The organism is Streptomyces sp. NPDC005925 (assembly GCF_040638805.1).
GTDB lineage: Bacteria > Actinomycetota > Actinomycetes > Streptomycetales > Streptomycetaceae > Streptomyces.
Map to the genome: position 1 here is coordinate 1 of NZ_JBEXVL010000047.1, position 19,912 is coordinate 19,912.

General features: G+C 75.2%; 3 protein-coding genes. All 3 read left to right on the forward strand.

Annotated features, from left to right (window positions below):
- Positions 1 to 1,827, forward strand: a 1,827-nt coding sequence (locus ABZ354_RS28025) for an SDR family NAD(P)-dependent oxidoreductase (protein ID WP_358661414.1), incomplete at its 5' end; no start/stop codon positions are given.
- Between the two features lie 141 nt (positions 1,828 to 1,968).
- Complete coding sequence (locus tag ABZ354_RS28030; protein ID WP_358661416.1) at positions 1,969 to 14,124, forward strand: SDR family NAD(P)-dependent oxidoreductase; 12,156 nt, start codon at positions 1,969 to 1,971, stop codon at positions 14,122 to 14,124.
- Between the two features lie 165 nt (positions 14,125 to 14,289).
- Positions 14,290 to 19,912: type I polyketide synthase (locus ABZ354_RS28035; RefSeq protein WP_358661418.1), on the forward strand; the 5,623-nt coding region annotated here is incomplete at its 3' end.

Here is a 19,912-nt window from a genome sequence, read left to right on the forward strand (position 1 = left end):
GCGGAGGTGTTCGCCACCGCGAGCCCGGCCAAGCACGGTGTGCTGGAGGAGATGGGCGTCGACGCGGCGCACCGTGCCTCTTCGCGGGACCTCGCCTTCGAGGACGAGATCCGGCGGGCCACGGGTGGACGGGGCGTGGACGTCGTACTGAACAGCCTTACGGGCGAGTTCATCGACGCCTCCCTGCGGCTGCTGGGGGAGGGCGGGCGGTTTGTGGAGATGGGCAAGACCGATCTTCGCGAACCCGAGCCGGTCGCGCTGGAGCATCCCGGGGTGGCGTACGAGTCCTTCGACCTGGTCGCCGACGCCGGGCCCGGGCGGCTCGGGCGGATGCTCGACCGGCTCGGTGAGCTCTTCGCCGGCGGGGACCTGGTGCCGCTGCCCGTCGCCGCCCGGCCCCTGGGGCGGGCGCGGGAGGCGTTCCGGTTCATGAGCCGGGCGAAGCACACAGGCAAGCTGGTGCTCGACGTACCCGCGCCGCTCGACCCCGACGGCACCGTCCTCGTCACCGGCGGCACCGGCACCATCGGCGCCGCCGTGGCCGAACACCTGGCCCGCACGGGCGAAGCCGCGCGTCTGCTCCTCGTCAGCCGCAGTGGTGCCGCCGCCGACGGGGCAGAGGAACTCGCCGCCCGCCTGGCGGAGCTGGGCGCCGAGGCCACCTTCGTGGCGGCCGACCTGAGCGAGCCCGGGACGGTCGCCGAGCTGATCGCCGGTATCGACCCGGCCCATCCGCTGACCGGCGTCGTGCACGCGGCCGGTGTCCTCGACAACGCGCTGATCGGCTCCCAGAGCCCCGAGAGCCTCGCCCGCGTGTGGTCGGCCAAGGCGGCTGCCGCGCACCGGCTGCACGAGGCGACGAGGGGGACGAGGCTCGGACTGTTCGTGATGTTCTCCTCCTTCGCCTCCACCCTGGGCACCCCCGGCCAGGCCAACTACTCGGCCGCCAACGCCTCGTGCGACGCGCTGGCCGCGCGGCGCCGAGCGGAGGGCCTCCCGGGGCTGTCCGTGGCATGGGGACTGTGGGAGGCCACCAGCGGTCTGACGGGCACCCTGTCCGCGGCCGACCGGGCCCGCATCGACCGGTACGGCATCAAGCCGACCAGTGCGGCCCGCGGCTGTGCCCTGCTGGATGCGGCGCGCGCCCACGGACGCCCCGACCTGCTCGCCCTGGACCTGGACGCCCGTGTCCCCGCCGCGTCCGACGCCGCCGTCCCCGCCGTGCTGCGCTCCCTCGCGGCAGCGGGGTCACCCACCGCCGCCCGGCCCACCGCCGCCGCGGCCGGCGGAGCGGCGGACTGGCCCGACAGGCTCGCCGCCCTCGGCGCGGAGGAACGCGTGGACCTCCTCACCGCGCTGGTGCGCAGCCACGCCGCCGGAGTGCTCGGGCACGCCGACCCGGACGCCGTGCAGACGGACACCCCGTTCAAGGATCTCGGCTTCGACTCGCTGACCGCCGTGGAACTGCGCAACCGGCTCGCCGCCGCGACCGGCCTGAAGCTGCCCGCCGCCCTGGTCTTCGACTACCCGCAGGCCCACGTGCTCGCCGCCCACCTCGCCGAACGGCTCACCCCCGACGGGGCGCGGGCCACGGCCGGCGACGTGACCGCCCAGGTCCTGCGGGAAGTCGCCCGGGTCGAGCACGCCCTGGCCGCCGTCGCGCAGGGCCTGGACCGGGCGGCCGTCGCGGCCCGCCTGGAGGCACTGCTCGACCGCTTCACCGGAACCACGGAAGCCACGGCGGACGGCGACGACGCGGTGGACCGGCTGGAGACGGCCACCGCCGAGCAAGTACTGGACTTCATCGACAACGAACTCGGGGTGTGAGCAGCATGCCGACCGCCCGTCCCGCGATCACGGGCGAGGAGCCAGGTCCCGTCGTTCGGATCAACCCGGCCTCTGAGCCGCAGACGCGCGTACCGGACCCCGCGAGCCGGGACGATGCAAACGAGAGGGCCTGAAGCGCACATGGTGAGCGAAGAGAAACTGGTCGACTACCTCAAGCGCGTCTCCGCGGACCTGCACGCCACCCGGCAGCGGCTGCGCGAGGCGGAGGAACGCGACCAGGAGCCCGTGGCCGTGGTGGAGACGGCCTGCCGCTACCCCGGCGGCGTCCGCACCCCCGAAGACCTGTGGGACCTGGTCTCCGAGGGCCGCCACGCCCTGGGCGCCTTCCCCGACAACCGGGGCTGGGACCTGGAACGGCTCTTCCACCCCGACCCCGACCACCCCGGGACGAGCTACGCCCGCGAGGGCGGATTCCTCCACGACGTCGACGAGTTCGACCCGGAGTTCTTCGGCATCAGCCCGCGCGAGGCCGCCGTCCTCGACCCGCAGCAGCGCCTCCTCCTGGAGTGCGCCTGGGAGGCCCTGGAACGCGCGGGCATCGACCCGCACTCCCTGCGCGGCAGCCGTACCGGCGTGTACGCGGGCGCGGCCCTGCCCGGCTTCGGCACCCCGCACATCGACGCCGCCGCCGAGGGCCACCTCGTCACGGGCAACGCCCCGAGCGTCCTGTCGGGCCGGCTCGCCTACACCTTCGGCCTCGAAGGGCCCGCGGTGACGATCGACACCGCCTGCTCCTCGTCGCTCGTCGCCGTGCACCTGGCGGCGCACGCGCTGCGCCGACGCGAGTGCGACCTGGCGCTCGCGGGCGGCGTCACCGTGATGACCACCCCGTACGTCTTCACGGAATTCTCCCGCCAGCGCGGCCTGGCCGCCGACGGCCGGTGCAAGCCCTTCTCGGCCTCGGCGGACGGCACCGCCTTCTCCGAGGGCGCCGGACTCCTCGTACTGGAACGCCTCTCCGACGCCCGCCGGGCCGGGCACCGCGTGCTCGCCGTGATCCGGGGCTCGGCCGTCAACCAGGACGGCGCCAGCAACGGACTGACCGCCCCCAACGGCCCCGCCCAGCAGCGCGTCATCCGCGCAGCCCTCGCCGCCGCCCGCCTGTCGCCCGCGGAGGTCGACGCCGTCGAGGCGCACGGCACCGGCACCCGACTCGGCGACCCCATCGAGGCCGACGCGCTCCTCGCCACCTACGGTCAGGAACGGCACGAGGACCGGCCGCTGTGGCTCGGCTCGGTGAAGTCCAACATCGGCCACACCCAGGGCGCGGCGGGCGCCGCCGGCCTGATCAAGATGATTCAGGCGCTCCGGCACCGGACACTGCCCGCCACGCTCCACGCCGACGAGCCCACCCCGCACGCCGACTGGGAGTCGGGCGCGGTACGCCTGCTCGCCGAACCCGTCGCCTGGCCGCAGGGAGACCGCACCCGCCGGGCCGGCATCTCCTCCTTCGGCATCTCCGGCACCAACGCCCACCTCATCCTGGAGGAGGCACCCCCGTCCGAGGCCGACAAGCCCACCGAAGCCGGGCCCGGCGGAGAAGAAGCCGGCGCGGGGCTCGGCCGGGAAACGGCCGTCGGGGCGGGAGCGCGGCCCGTGGTGCGCGTCAGCACCCGGAGCCGCCGGCCCGAACGGCACCCGGTGCCCTGGGTGCTGTCCGCCCGCACCCCCGCCGCGCTGCGCGCCCAGGCCGACGCGCTGTCCGGCCACGTCACCGCCCACCCGGACAGCTCCGCCGCCGACGTCGGCGGCACCCTCCTGCGCCGTACCCTGTTCGAGCACCGCGCGGTCGTCCTCGGCGTCGGCCACCAGGAGCGCACCCAAGCCCTGGCCGCCCTCGCGGCGGGCCGCCCCCATCCCGCCCTCACCCGCGCGCCCGGCCCGGCCAGGCCCGGCGGCACCGCCTTCCTGTTCACCGGCCAGGGCAGCCAACGGCCCGGCACGGGCGCCGGGTTGTACGCGGCCTTCGACGTGTTCGCCGACGCCCTGGACGACATCTGCGGCCACCTGGACCCGCTGCTCGAACAGCCCCTGCGGCCCGTCCTGTTCGCCGGCGCCGACACCGCGCAGGCGGCCGCGCTGAACGGGACCGGCATGGCCCAGGCCGCCCTGTTCGCCCTCGGAGTCGCCCAGTACCGCCTGGTCACCTCCTTCGGCATCACCCCCAGCCACGTGACCGGGCACTCCGTGGGCGAGATCGCCGCCGCACACGCGGCCGGTGTGCTCACCCTGCCGGACGCCTGCACACTCGTCGCCGCCCGAGGACGCCTCATGCAGGCCCTGCAGGACGGCGGCGCCATGCTCGCCGTCCAGGCCGCCGAGGACGAGGTGCTGCCGCTGCTCCACGGGCGGGAGGAGCGGCTTTCGCTCGCGGCCGTCAACGGCCCCACCGCCGTCGTCGTGTCCGGAGAGGCCGCCGCCGTCACCGACGTCGAACAGACCCTGCGCGGGCGCGGGCACAAGACCAAGCGCCTCAACGTCAGCCACGCCTTCCACTCGCCGCTCGTCGAGCCGATGCTCGACGACTTCCGGGCCGTCACCCGCACGCTGACCTTCCACCCGCCCACGCTGCCCGTCGTCTCCAACCTCACCGGCCGCCTCGCCGAAGCGGACCTGCTGACCGACCCCGAGTACTGGGTGCGGCACGTCCGCAGGCCGGTGCGCTTCCACGACGCACTGCGCACCCTCGACGCCCACACCGTGGTGCGCTACCTGGAGCTGGGCCCCGACCCCGTCCTCACCACCATGGTCCAGGACTGTCTCCAGCACCCGTCGGGCGACGACCGGGACACCGGGCCGGTCACCGCCGCCGCGCTGCGCGCCGGACACGACGAGGCCCACACCCTGCTGAGCGCCGTCGCCGCCCTCCACACCGACGGACACCCCGCCGACCTCACCTCCCTCTTCCCGGCCGACACGGCCCTGCTGCCGCTGCCCACCTACCGGTTCCAGCGCCGCCGCTACTGGCGCGCCACCCCCGACGCCGCCGCGCCCGCCCGCGCCGCCGACCTCCACGAGACCGGCCACCCGCTCCTGCCCGCCGTCATCCGGCAGGCCGACGGCGGCCTCCTCCTCGCGGGCCGCCTCTCCCTGCGTACACACCCCTGGCTCGCCGACCACACCGTCGCGGGCGGGGTGCCGCTGCCCGCCACCGCCTTCGTCGAACTCGCCCTGCTCGCCGGGCGCCACGTCGGCAGCGCCACCATCGACGACCTCACGCTGGAGACGCCGCTCCTCCTCGACGACAGCGGCAGCGGCGCCGTCCGCGTACAACTCGCCCTCTCCGCCCCCGACGCGACGGGCCGCCGCACCCTCACCGTCCACGCCCGCCCCGGCGACGAAAGCGACGACGAGGGCGGGGGACAGGACGACGGCGCCCTCCGCCACGGCTGGCGCCGGCACGCCACCGGCATCCTCGCCCCGGGCCCAGACGCAGACCTCGCCGCCGCCCCGCCCGGCGCCGCCGCCGCGCCCTGGCCGCCCGCCGGCGCCACCGCTCTCGACGTCGACGCCCTGTACGACCGGCTCGACGCACAGGGCTACCGCTACGGCCCCGCCTTCCGCGCCGTCCACGCCGCCTGGCGACACGGCGACGACCTGTACGCCGACGTCCGCCTCGCCGACGAACAGCGCGCCGACGCCGAAGCGTTCGCCCTCCACCCGGCCCTGCTCGACGCCGCCCTGCACACCGTCGACGAGCTCTACCACCACCGTGACGAGGGCGAATCCGCCCCCGTACGGCTGCCGTTCTCCTTCAGCGACATACGCCACCACGCCACCGGCGCGACCCGGCTGCGGGTCCGTCTCAGCCCCCGCGGCGAGGACCGGCTGCGGCTGACCCTGGACGACCCCGACGGCGCCCCCGTGGCCACCGTCGACACCCTCCAACTGCGACTGATACCCGCCGACCGCTGGCGCTCCGCCCGCCCCGCGACGACGACCCCGCCCCACCACCTGGACTGGCAGCCACTGCCGCTGACCGACGCCGCGCCGAACCCCCGTACGGAGGACCCGCCCGCCGCCTGGGCCGTCCTCGGAGCCGACGGCACGGGCAGCCACACCGGTGACCACGCGGACCTCGGGCCCGCCGCCCACCACCCGGACCTCGCCGCCCTCACCGCCGCCGTCGCCCACGGCGAACCGGTCCCGGCCATCGTCCTCGCCCCCTTCCCCGGCCACGGCGGCACCGACGACGTCCCCGCACAGGTACGGGCCCACGCCCGGCACGCCCTGCGGCTGGTGCAAGACTGGCTCACCACGGACACCTTCTCCGCGGCCCGGCTCGTCGTCCTCACCACCGGCGCCGTCACCGCCGCCCCCGGCGACGCCCCCGCCGACCTGGCCACCGCGCCCGTCTGGGGCCTCATCCGCGCCGCCCAGGCGGAACAGCCCGACCGCATCCTCCTCGTGGACATCGACCAGCACGCCGCGTCACGCCACGCCCTGCCCGCCGCCCTGGCCGCCGCGACCACCCACGCCGAGACGGAACTCGCCCTGCGCGCGGGCACCGCACTCGTGCCGCGCCTCGCCGTCACCCCGCCCCCGGACGATGCCGCCGCGCCGCGCCTCGCCCCCGAGGGCACCGTCCTGATCACCGGCGGCACCGGCGGCCTCGGCCAGGCCGTCGCCCGCCACCTGGTCACCGCGCACGGCGCCCGCCACCTGCTCCTCGCGAGCCGCCGTGGCGAAACCGCCGAAGGCGTCGCCGAACTGCGCGCCGACCTCGCGGCCGCAGGAGCCGACGTCCGCGTCGTGGCCTGCGACCTCACCGACCCGGGCACGCCCGCCGCACTGCTGTCCGCCGTCCCCGCGGCGCATCCGCTGACCGCCGTCGTCCACACCGCGGGCGTCATCGACGACAGCCTCGTCACGGCGACCACCCCCGACCGGCTCGACGCCGTCCTGGCGCCGAAGGCCGACGCCGCCTGGCGGCTCCACGAACTCACCCGCGACATGGACCTGGCGGCGTTCGTCCTCTTCTCCTCCGGCGCCTCCGTCCTCGGCAACGGCGGCCAGGCCACCTACGCCGCCGCCAACACCTTCCTCAACGCCCTCGCCGGACACCGCCGCGCCCACGGCCTCCCCGCCACCTCCCTGGCCTGGGGCCTGTGGGAATCCGCGTCCGGAGGCATGGCCGCCCGGCTCGGCGACACCGACCGCGCCCGCATCCACCGCACCGGAGTGGCAGGCCTGACCGACGCGCAGGCCCTGACCCTGTTCGACACGGCCCTGACAGCCCCGCACCCCACCGTCGTCGCCACCCGCTTCGACCGTGCGGTGCTGCGCGCCCTGGCCGCCGCCCGCACCCTGCCGCCCGCCCTGCGCGGCCTGGTACGCGCCCCCCGCCCCACCGCGGCCGCCACCGAAGACCCCACTGCCACCACGTGGAGCGCCCGCCTGGCCCGGCTGTCCGCCGCCGACCGGGACCGCGCCCTGAACGAACTCGTCCGCGAGCAGATCGCGACCGTCCTGGCCCACCCCTCACCCGGCTCCATCGAACTCGGACGCGCCTTCCAGGAGCTGGGCTTCGACTCGCTCACCGCCCTGGAACTGCGCAACCGCCTCTCCACGGCCACCGGCATCCGCCTGCCCGCCACCCTCGTCTTCGACCACCCCAGCCCCGGCGCCCTCGTCCGCCACCTGCGCGGTCACCTGCCCGACACCGACGAGCACACCTCTCCGGCGGCGCCCGTACCGCCGGCGCGCACGACGTCCACCGACGACGACCCCGTCGCCATCGTCGGCATGGCCTGCCGCTACCCCGGCGGCGTGACCTCCCCCGAGCAGCTGTGGCAGCTCGTCGCCACCGGCACGGACGCCATCGGCCCCTTCCCCGAGGACCGCGGCTGGGACACGGCCGGCCTGTTCCATCCCGACCCCGACCGGATCGGCCACAGCTACACCCGGGAAGGCGGCTTCCTCTACGACGCCGCCCACTTCGACGCCGGTTTCTTCGGCATCAGCCCCCGCGAGGCCGCCGCCACCGACCCGCAGCAGCGGCTCCTCCTCGAAACCGCCTGGCAGGCCTTCGAACACGCGGGCATCGACCCGGCCACCCTGCGCGGCACCCCGTGCGGCGTCATCACCGGGATCATGTACGACGACTACGGCTCACGCTTCCTCGCCCGCAAGCCCGAAGGGTACGAGGGACGCATCATGACCGGCAGCACACCGAGCGTGGCATCCGGCCGGGTCGCGTACACCTTCGGCCTGGAGGGCCCCGCCATCACGGTGGACACCGCGTGCTCCTCCTCGCTGGTCGCGATGCACCTGGCCTCGCAGGCGCTGCGGCAGGGCGAGTGCGACCTCGCCCTCGCGGGCGGCGTGACCGTGATGGCCACCCCGAACACCTTCGTGGAGTTCTCACGCCAGCGCGGCCTGGCACCCGACGGCCGCTGCAAGCCGTTCGCCGCCACCGCCGACGGCACCGGCTGGGGCGAGGGCGCCGGACTCGTCGTCCTGGAACGCCTCTCCGACGCACGCCGCAACGGCCACAGGGTCCTCGCCCTGCTGCGCGGCTCGGCCGTGAACCAGGACGGCGCGAGCAACGGGATGACCGCCCCCAACGGCCCCTCGCAGGAGCGCGTCATCCGCGCCGCCCTGGCCGGCGCGGGCCGCGCCCCCGAGGACGTCGACGTGGTGGAGGCGCACGGCACCGGTACCACGCTCGGCGATCCCATCGAGGCGCAGGCCCTGCTCGCCACGTACGGGCAGGGGCGCTCGCCGGAACGGCCGTTGTGGCTCGGTTCGGTCAAGTCGAACATCGGTCACACGCAGGCCGCCGCGGGTGTGGCGGGCGTCATCAAGATGGTGATGGCCCTGCGCCACGAGCAGCTCCCCGCCACCCTGCACGTCGACGAGCCGACCCCGCACGTCCAGTGGGACGACGGCGGAGTGCGCCTGCTGACCGACCCCGTCCCCTGGACGCGCAGCGAACGCCCCCGCCGCGCAGGCGTCTCGTCCTTCGGTATCTCGGGGACGAACGCGCACCTGATCCTGGAGGAGGCGCCGCCGGAGGACCACCAGGAAACGCCCGCTCCCGGGCCCGAACTCGCGCCGGGTGGGGTGGTGCCGTGGGTGGTCTCCGGGCGGACGGACGACGCGCTGCGGGAGCAGGCGCGGCGGCTGGGTGAGTACGTGGCGGGCGACCGGGGTGCGGATGCCCCGTCGGCCGACGTCGGCTGGTCGCTGGCCACGACGCGGTCGGTGTTCGAGCACCGTGCGGTGGTCGTGGGCCGGGACCGGGAGACGCTCACCGCCGGACTGGAGGCGCTGGCGGCCGGTGAGCTGTCGCCGGACGTGGTGTCCGGCGCCGCGACGTCCGCCGGTGCGGGTCCGGTGCTGGTGTTCCCGGGGCAGGGCTCGCAGTGGGTGGGCATGGGCGCCCGGCTGCTGGAGGAGTCGCCGGTGTTCGCGGCCCGGATGGCCGAGTGTGAGCGGGCGTTGTCGGCGTATGTGGACTGGTCGTTGGCGGAGGTGCTGCGTGGGGACGGCAGTGAGCTGTCCCGGGTCGAGGTCGTGCAGCCGGTGCTGTGGGCGGTCATGGTCTCGCTGGCGGCGGTGTGGGCGGACTTCGGCATCACCCCGGCCGCCGTGGTGGGGCACTCGCAGGGCGAGATGGCCGCCGCATGCGTCGCGGGCGCCCTGTCGCTGGAGGACGCGGCGCGCATCGTGGCCGTGCGCAGTGAGGCGTTGCGGCGGCTGATGGGGCAGGGCGACATGGCCTCCCTCAGCACGAGCGCGGAACAGGCCGCCGAGCTGGTCGGGGACCGGCCCGGCGTGTGCGTCGCCGCCGTCAACGGACCCTCCTCGACGGTCATCTCCGGCCCGCCGGAGCATGTGGCCGCCGTGGTCGCCGAGGCGGAGGCACGCGGGCTCAGGGCCCGGGTCATCGACGTGGGATACGCCTCCCACGGCCCGCAGATCGATCAGCTGCACGACCTGCTCACCGAGCGTCTCGCCGACATCCAGCCGCACGCCACCGACGTGGCGTTCTATTCGACGGTCACCGCCGAGCGGCTGACGGACACGACGATGCTGGACACCGGTTACTGGGTGACGAATCTGCGGCAGCCGGTGCGTTTCGCCGACACGATCGACGCTCTTCTCGCCGACGGCTATCGCCTGTTCATCGAGGCCAGTCCGCATCCCGTCCTCACCCTCGGCATGGAGGAGACCATCGAGCGGGCGGACGTGTCCGCCACGGTGGTTCCGACCCTGCGCCGCGACCACGGTGACGCCACGCAGCTCGCCCGTGCCGCCGCGCAGGCGTTCGTGGCGGGTGCCGAGGTGGACTGGCGGCGCTGGTTCCCCGCCGAGCCCGCCCCTCGTGCCGTCGACCTGCCCACCTACGCCTTCCAGCACCGGCACTACTGGCTGGAGGAGCCCGCCGGGCTCGCCGGGGACGCCGCCGACCTCGGCGTCGCGTCTGCCGGTCATCCGTTGCTCGGTGCCTGCGTCGAGCTGGCCGAGGCCGACTCGTACCTGCTCACCGGGCGGCTCTCCCGGAAGGCCCCCTCCTGGCTGGCCGAGCACGTGGTCGCGGGGACGGTGCTGGTGCCGGGTGCGGCGCTGGTGGAGTGGGTGCTGCGGGCGGCCGACGAGGCGGGCTGCGGCACGGTGGAGGAACTGATGCTGCAGGCACCGCTGGTGCTGCCGGAGTCCGGTGGTCTTCAGGTGCAGGTGGCCGTGGACGCGGCGGACGAGCTGGGGCGAAGGGACGTACGGGTGTACTCGCGGCCCGACCGGGCGGACGGCGCCGTATGGCTGTGCCACGCCACAGGGACCGTGAGCCCCGGACCCGCCCCGGCGGCGGGCGAGCTGCGCGGGCAGTGGCCCCCGGCCGGTGCCGAGGCGGTGGACCTGGCGGACTTCTACGTGCGGGCCGCCCAGGCCGGATACGCGTACGGTCCCGCCTTCCAGGGGCTGCGGGCACTGTGGCGGCACGGGACCGAGTTGCTGGCCGAGGTGGAGCTGCCCGAGCAGGCCGGCGCGTACGAGGGCTTCGGGATCCACCCGGCGCTGCTGGACGCCGTCCTGCATCCGTTGATGCTGCTCGACGGGCCGGGCGAGGGGCAGATGTGGCTGCCCTTCGCCTGGAACGGGGTGTCGCTCAGCGCGGACCGGGCGACGCGTGTCCGTGTCCGGCTCACACCGCGGGGGGAGTCCGCCGAGCAGGACCTGCGGGTCGTGATCGCCGACGGCACCGGCGCACCCGTCCTGGGGGTGGAGTCGCTGACCCTGCGGGCGGCCGACCCCGGCCACCTTGCGGCAGCAGCCCGTGGCGGCGTCGACGGGCTCTACACCGTGCGGTGGTCGCAATGGACACCACCGTCGGCCTCGTCCTCCGCGTCCTCGGACGGTGGCGGCTGGGTCGCGCTCACGGCGGGAGCCGGTCTCCGCGATGTGGTGCCGGCGGGCGGTGAGGCGTCAGCGGGTGGTGAGGTGCCGTGGGCGGTGCTCGCCCCCGTCGGGACCACTGCCGACGACGACGGTCTGCCCGTCGCGGAGCGGGTGCTGTCGCTGGTGCAGGAGTTCCTGGCAGCGCCGGAGTTCGCGGAGTCCCGTCTCCTGGTGGTGACCCGGGGAGCCGTGGTCATCGACAGCGAGGGGGAGGGCGAGGGCGACGGCCGTGGTGTCGTGGACCCGTCCGCGGCAGCCGTATGGGGCCTGGTCCGCAGCGCCCAGTCGGAGAACCCGGGCCGCTTCGCCCTGCTCGACGTAGACGTGGACGTGGACGTGGACGCAGACGTAGATGCGGATGCGGACGTCGATGGGGACGTGGGCACCGGCGCCCTCGCGACGGAGGTCGGCAGGCTGCCGCAAGTACTCGTGCGCCGGGCCGTGGAGGAGTCCGACGAACCTCAACTCGCTTTGCGCGACGGGGCGTTGCTCGTGCCGCGTCTGACGCCCGCGGGTGCTCCCGAGGAACTCGTCCCGCCGGTCGGCACGCCCGTCTGGCGTCTCGGGACTTCGGGGACGGCGACTCTGGAGAACCTGTCGGTGATCGACGCCCCGGAGGCGCTCGCGCCGCTGGAGCCCGGCCAGGTGCGGATCGCGGTGCGGGCGGCGGGCATGAACTTCCGCGACGTGCTGATCGCGCTGGGCATGTACCCCGACAAGGGCACGTTCGCGGGGAGTGAGGGCGCCGGCCATGTGACGGAGGTCGGTCCCGGCGTCCCACATCTGGCGGTCGGCGACCGGGTGATGGGCCTGTTCGAGGGCGCGTTCGCCCCGCTGGCCGTCGCGGACGCCCGGATGGTCGTCCCGGTACCGGAGGGCTGGAGCCTGCGGGAGGCCGCGGCCGTGCCCGTGGTGTTCCTGACGGCCTGGTACGGGCTGGTGGACCTGGGACGGCTGCGGGCGGGCGAATCGCTGCTCATCCACGCCGGAACCGGCGGCGTGGGCATGGCCGCCACCCAGATCGCCCGCCACCTCGGCGCCGAGGTGTACGCCACCGCGAGCCCCGCCAAGCACGGTGTGCTCGACGGCATGGGCATCGACGCCGCCCACCGCGCCTCCTCCCGCGACCTCGGTTTCGAGGAGGTCCTGCGGCGGGCGACGGGCGGACGGGGCATGGACGTCGTACTCAACAGCCTGGCCGGAGACTTCACCGACGCCTCGCTGCGGCTGCTCGCCGAGGGCGGGCGCATGGTCGACATGGGCAAGACCGACAAGCGGGACCCCGACCAGGTCGCGGCCGACCACGCGGGCGCGTGGTACCGGGCGTTCGACCTGGTGCCGCACGCGGGTCCCGACCGGATCGGGGAAATGCTGGCGGAGATGGGCGAGCTGTTCGCCTCCGGGGTCCTGGCCCCGCTGCCCGTCAAGGCCTGGCCGCTGGGCAGGGCGCGTGAGGCGTTCCGGTTCATGAGCCAGGCCAGGCACACCGGCAAACTGGTCCTCGAGATCCCGCCCGCGCTCGACCCGGACGGCACGGTCCTGATCACGGGCGGCACCGGAGTCCTCGCCGCCGCGGTGGCCGAGCACCTGGTCGGGACGTGGGGCGTACGGCACCTGCTGCTGGCCGGCAGGCGCGGCGCCGAAGCACCCGGCAGCGCCGAACTCGCCGCCCGCCTGGCCGAGTGGGGCGCGCGGGTCACCTTCGCCGCTGTCGATGTCAGCGACCCGGACGCGGTCGCCGAGCTCGTCGGCGCGACGGATCCGGCGCACCCGCTGACCGGCGTGATCCACGCGGCCGGTGTGCTGGACGACGCCGTGGTCACCGCGCAGACCCCCGGCAGCCTGGCCCGGGTGTGGGCGCCGAAGGCCACCGCCGCGCGCCATCTGCACGAGGCGACCCGGGACATGAGGCTCGGCCTGTTCGTGGTGTTCTCCTCGGGGGCGGCCACCCTCGGCAGCCCGGGGCAGGCGAACTACGCGGCGGCGAACGCCTATTGCGACGCCCTCGTCCGGCAACGCCGCGCCGAGGGACTCGCGGGCCTCTCGATCGGCTGGGGCCTGTGGCAGACCGCGAGCGGTATGACCGGGCACCTGGGCGAGACGGACCTGGCGCGCATGAAGCGCACCGGCTTCACCCCGCTGACCACCGAAGGAGGTCTGGCCCTGCTCGACGCCGCACGCGCCCACGGCAGCCCGTGCCTGGTCGCGGTCGACCTCGACGCGCGCGTGGTCGCCGCACAGCCCGCCGCGTCCCGGCCCGCCCTGCTGCGCGGCCCGGCCACCGGGACGCCGGCCGGCCGGGGTGAACGGCGGACGGCGGACGCGGGCACCGCCGCCTCGGCGGAAGGTCTCGCCGCCCGGCTCGCCGGGCTGCCGGCCGCCGAACGGCGCCGCCTGCTCCTGGACCTCGTCCGGGGCAACGTCGCGAGCGTCCTCGGGCACGCCGGCCACGACGCCGTCCGCCCGGACACGTCGTTCAAGGAGCTCGGCTTCGACTCCCTGACCGCCGTGGAACTGCGCAACCGCCTGGCGGCGGCCACCGGTCTGAAGCTGCCCGCGGCCCTCGTCTTCGACTATCCGGAGTCCGCCACGCTCGTCGACCACCTCCTGGAGCGCCTGTCGCCCGACGGCGCCCCTCCGCCCCTCAAGGACGCGGCGGACCCGGTGCTCAGCGAACTCGGCAGGATCGAGTCCTCCCTGGACGCCCTCGCCCTGGACGAGGACGCGCGCGGCCGGGTCACCCGACGCCTCAACGCCCTGCTGTCGAAGCTCAACGGCGCCGCCGGCGGTGCCACGGCGGGCCCGGCGGACCTGGACGCGTTCGACGACGTCTCGGACGACGAGATGTTCGCGTTCATCGACCGGGAGCTGTGAGCCCCCGCCACTCCTCACCCGCCACCCGCCACCCGCCGCCCGCCGTGCGGCGCTGCCAGTCATCCGTCCGCCGTCCGCCGTCTGCCCGTGGTCCGCCCGTGGTCCGCCCGCCGTCCGCCTGTTCCGTTCGCCCGGTGCCCTTCACTGATGGAGAAGTGACGTTCGATGTCGAGTACTGAAGAAAAGCTTCGTCAGTATCTGAAGCGGGTCACGGTGGACCTCGGCCAGGCCCGGCGGCGGCTGCGCGAGGTGGAGGAGCGTTCCCAGGAGCCGATCGCCATCGTCTCCATGGCGTGCCGCTTCCCCGGCGACACCCGGACGCCCGAGGCACTGTGGGACCTGGTCGCCCGGGGCGGTGACGCCATCGGGGACTTCCCGGCCAACCGGGGCTGGGACCTGGAGAGCCTCTACCACCCGGACCCCGAGCACCCCGGCACCAGCTATGTGCGCCGCGGCGGTTTCCTGTACGACGCCCCCGACTTCGACGCCTCGTTCTTCGGGATCAGCCCGCGCGAGGCGCTCGCCATGGACCCCCAGCAGCGCGTCATGATGGAGACGGCCTGGCAGCTCCTGGAGCGGGCCGGCATCGACCCGGCCACGCTGAAGCTGACCCCCACCGGCGTCTACGTCGGCGCGGGCGTGCTCGGATTCGGCGGCGCGCAGCCCGACAAGGCGGTGGAGGGCCACCTCCTCACCGGCAACGCGCTGAGCGTCCTGTCCGGCCGTATCTCCTTCACCCTCGGTCTGGAAGGCCCGTCGGTGAGCGTCGACACGGCGTGCTCCTCCTCGCTGGTGGCGATGCACCTGGCCACGCAGGCGCTGCGGCAGGGCGAGTGCGACCTGGCCATGGCCGGCGGCGTGACGATCATGTCGACGCCCGGCGCGTTCACCGAGTTCTCCCGCCAGGGCGCGCTGTCCCCCGACGGACGCTCCAAGGCGTTCGCGGCCTCGGCCGACGGTACGGGTTTCTCCGAGGGCGCCGGCCTGATCCTCCTGGAGCGTCTCTCCGACGCCCGCCGCAACGGCCATGAGGTCCTCGCCGTGATCCGCGGCTCCGCCGTGAACCAGGACGGCGCGAGCAACGGCCTCACCGCCCCCAACGGCCCCTCCCAGGAACGCGTCATCCGCGCCGCCCTCGCCAACGCGGGCCTGGGCGCCGCCGAGGTCGACGCGGTCGAGGCGCACGGCACCGGAACCAGGCTCGGCGACCCGATCGAGGCGGGCGCCCTGCTCGCCACCTACGGCCGCGACCGGGACGAGGACCGGCCGCTGTGGCTCGGCTCGGTCAAGTCGAACATCGGCCACCCGCAGGGCGCCGCGGGCGTCGCGGGCGTCATCAAGATGGTGATGGCGCTCCAGCGTGAACTGCTGCCCGCCACCCTGTACGTCGACGAGCCCACCCCGCACGTCGACTGGTCCGAGGGCTCCGTCAAGCTGCTGACCGAACCGGTCCCGTGGACGCGCGGCGAACGCCCGCGCCGCGCCGGTGTGTCCGCCTTCGGCATGTCGGGGACGAACGCCCACGTGATCCTGGAGGAGGCGCCCGTACCGGAGTCCCCCCAGCAGGTCACCGAGCCCGCGTCGCCGCAGCCGCAGCCGCAGCCGCAGCCGCAGTCGGGGTCGGAGCCGGAGGGACGGCGGGACCCGCAGCCGCAGCCGGAGGAGCGGCGGGAGCCGGTCGCGGGCGGGGTGGTGCCGTGGATCCTCTCGGGCCGGGGCGAACAGGCACTGCGGGCCCAGGCCGCACAGCTGGCCGAGCACATGGGCGCCGAGCCGCGGCCGGGCTCACCCGCGGAGGTGGGGTGGTCGCTGACCACGACACGGTCGGTCTTCGAGAACCGCGCCGTGGTCGTGGGGAGCGACAGCGGGACGCTCCTCGACGGACTGCGCTCGCTGGCGGCGGGCGAGGCCTCGCCGGACGTGGTGACCGGAGCGGTCGGCGTCCCGGGCCCCGGCCCCGTCATGGTGTTCCCCGGCCAGGGCTCCCAGTGGGTGGGCATGGGCGCCAGGCTCCTCGACGAGTCCGCCGTGTTCGCGGCCCGGATCGCGGAGTGCGAACAGGCGCTGTCCCCGCACGTCGACTGGTCCCTGACCGACGTCCTGCGCGGGGACGGGAACGAACTGTCCCGCATCGACGTCATCCAGCCGGTGCTGTGGGCCGTGATGGTCGGGCTCGCCGCCGTCTGGGCCGACCAGGGCATCGAGCCCGCGGCGGTCGTCGGGCACTCGCAGGGCGAGATAGCCGCCGCGTGCGTCGTGGGCGCCATCACCCTGCAGGAGGCGGCGCGGCTCGTGGCCGTACGCAGCATCCTGCTGCGGCAACTGTCCGGGCAGGGGGCCATGGCCTCCCTGGGGATGGACCAGGAGCAGGCCGCCGAGCTGATCGACGGCCACCCGGGCGTGGTCGTCGCCGCCGTCAACGGGCCGTCCTCCACCGTCATCTCGGGCTCCCCCGACGGCATCGCCGCCGTCGTCGCCGACGCGCGGGAGCGGGGACTGCGCGCCCGCGCCGTCGGCTCGGACGTCGCGGGCCACGGACCGCAGCTGGACGCCATCATGGACCAGCTCACCGAAGGCCTCGCCGGCATCCGCCCCACGACCTCCGACGTCGCGTTCTACTCCACCGTCACCGCCGGGCACATCGCCGACACGACGGCCCTGGACTCCGCGTACTGGGTGACCAACGTGCGCCGGCAGGTCCGTTTCGCGGACACGATCGACGCTCTCCTCGCGGACGGCTACCGGCTGTTCATCGAGGCCAGCCCGCACCCCGTCCTCACCCTGGCGATGGAGGGGATCATCGAACGGGCGGACGTGCCCGCCACGGTGGTCCCCACCCTGCGCCGCGACCACGGAGACGCCACACAGGTCGCCCACGCCGCAGCCCAGGCGTTCGTGGCGGGCGCCGACGTCGACTGGCGGCGCTGGTTCCCCACCGGCCCCGCCCCCCGCACCGTCGACCTGCCCACCTACGCCTTCCAGCGCCGGCAGTTCTGGATCGCTCCCACCAGCGGGCGGGCCGGCGACCCCGCCGGACTCGGTCTCGCCGCGTCGGGACACCCGCTCCTGGGCGCCTCCGTGGGCCTCGCCGGCGGTGACGTGCACCTGCTGACCGGCCGGGTGTCGCGGCAGTCGGCCTCATGGCTCGACGACCACGTCGTCGCGGGCCACGCCCTCGTGCCCGGCGCCGCCCAGGTGGAGTGGGTGCTGCGGGCCGCCGACGAGGCGGGCTGCCCCGCCCTGGAGGAACTGACGCTGCAGACACCGCTCGTCCTGCCCGACTCCGGAGGCCTGCGCATCCAGGTCGTCGTGGACCCGGCCGACGCGCGCGGCCGGCGCGACGTCCAGGTGTTCTCCCGCCCCGATGACGACGACGCCTTCGCCCCGGCCCAGACCTGGACCTGCCACGCGACCGGCGTACTCGGCCCCGAGCCGACGGACGACGCGGCCGAGGCACTGGACGGCGCCTGGCCCCCCGCCGGAGCCGAACCGGCGGACCCCGACGACCTCTACACGCGAGCCGACCGGACCGGATACGGCTACGGTCCCGCGTTCCGTGGAGTGCGGGCACTGTGGCGCCACGGCGACGACGTCCTGGCCGAGGTGACCCTGCCCAAGGAAGCCGGCGACCCGGACGGCTTCGGTATCCACCCGGCCCTCCTCGACGCGGTCCTGCAGCCCGCCGCCCTGCTGCTGCCGCCCTCCGAAACCGCCCAGGTGTGGCTGCCGTTCGCATGGAACGACGTGGCGCTGCACGCCGTACGGGCCACGACGGTCCGGGTGCGCCTCACCCCGCTCGGCGAGAGCGTCGAGCAGGGCCTGCGGATCACCGTGGCCGACGCCGTGGGCGCCCCGGTGCTCACCGTCCGCGACCTGCGCTCCCGCCCGACCGACACCGGCCGGCTCGCCGCGGCCGCCGCCCGCGACCGGCACGGACTGTTCGACCTGGAGTGGGTCGCACCGGCCGACCCGGAGCGGGACGCCCGCGCGGACACGGCCGGCCCGTCGGCGGCCACCGGCGACGACGGCTGGGTGACCCTCGGCGCGGACGCCACGGGTGCCGCCGGCCTCGCGGAGCTCCTGGCGTCCGTCGAGGCCGGCGCTCCGGTGCCGCCGATGGTGGCCGCCCCCGTCGAGCCCGCCCCCGTCGAGCCCGCCCCCGGTGACGACGGCCTGGCCCTCGCCACCCGCGTCCTCGGCCTCGTACAGACCTGGCTCGCCTCGCCCCTGACCGAATCCCGCCTCGTGCTGGTGACGCGGGGCGCGGTGGCCTTCGACGACGGCGAGGGGCGCGGTCAGGGACACGGCGACGTGGACGTGGCGGCGGCGGCCGTCTGGGGCCTGGTCCGCAGCGCCCAGTCGGAGAACCCCGGCCGCTTCACGCTCGTCGACCTCGGCCCGGACGACACACTCGCCGCGGCCATGGCGGCGGCCCGCCCCGACGAACCCCAACTGGCCCTGCGCGGCGACGACATCCGCGTGCCCCGGCTCGTCCGGGCGCCGGCACAACCGGACGGAGAACCCGACGCGTCCGAAGGACCCCGAGGACCTCACGGGGCAGGAGAGGCAGCAGGGCTCGACCCCGACGGCACGGTCCTCATCACCGGCGGCACCGGCGCACTCGGCCGCCTGGTGGCGGAACACCTCGTACGGGAGTGGGGCGTACGCCACCTGCTGCTCGCCGGCCGGAACGGCGCCCAGGCACCGGGCGGCGAGGAACTCCACACCCGCCTCACCGAGTTGGGCGCCGACGTGTCGATCGCGGCCGCCGACGTCAGCGACGCCGGAGCGGTCGCCGGACTCCTTGCCTCGGTCGACCCGGCGCACCCGCTGACCGGTGTGATCCACGCCGCCGGTGTCCTGGACGACGCGGTGATCACCGCCCAGACCCCAGAAAGCCTGGCACGGGTGTGGGCGGCGAAGGCGACCGCCGCACGCCACCTGCACGAGGCGACCAGGGACCTCCCCCTCGGCCTCTTCATGGTGTTCTCCTCGGCCGCCGCCTCGCTCGGCAGCCCGGGGCAGGCCAACTACGCCGCGGCGAACGCCTACTGCGACGCGCTCGTCCAGCACCGCCGCGCCCGGGGACTCGCGGGCCTCTCGATCGCCTGGGGCCTGTGGCAGGCGACCAGCGGCATGACCGGCGAGCTGAGCCGGACGGACCTGGCACGCATCAAACGCACCGGGTTCACCGCCCTGACCGACGAGGGCGGCCTGGCCCTCCTCGACGCCGCCCGCGCCCGCGACCACGCGTACGTGGTCGCGGCCGACCTCGACCCGCGCGCCCTGACCGACGGCCTGTCCCCCCTGCTGCGCGCGCTCACCGCGCCCGCCACGCGCCGTCGCGTGGCCTCCGGGGGCCTCGCCGGCGGCGCACTGGCCGCCCGCCTGGCAGGCCTCGACGCGGACGGCCGCCTCAACCTCCTCACCGACGTCGTACGCGAGTACGTCGCGGCCGTCCTCGGTCACGGTTCGGCGGGCCAGGTGGGCGTCGACCTCGCCTTCAAGGATCTGGGCTTCGACTCGCTGACCGCGGTGGAACTGCGCAACCGGCTCTCCGCCGCCTGCGACCTGCGGCTGCCCGCCACCCTCGTCTTCGACCACCCCACCCCCCAGGCCCTCGCCGCCCACCTGGTGCACCGCCTGGCCGGCGCCTCGGCGCCCGCGCCCCTGCCCGCAGCCCCACGCCCCCGCCCCGCGACGGTCGACACCGGTGACCCGGTGGCGATCGTGGCCATGGCCTGCAAGTACCCGGGGGGTGTGACGTCGCCGGAGGAGTTGTGGGATC

What these genes read in the sequence shown, in the direction of transcription:
- ABZ354_RS28030 (WP_358661416.1), top strand. Translation starts at nt 1,969, where the DNA reads ATGGTGAGCGAAGAGAAACTGGTCGACTACCTCAAGCGCGTCTCCGCG.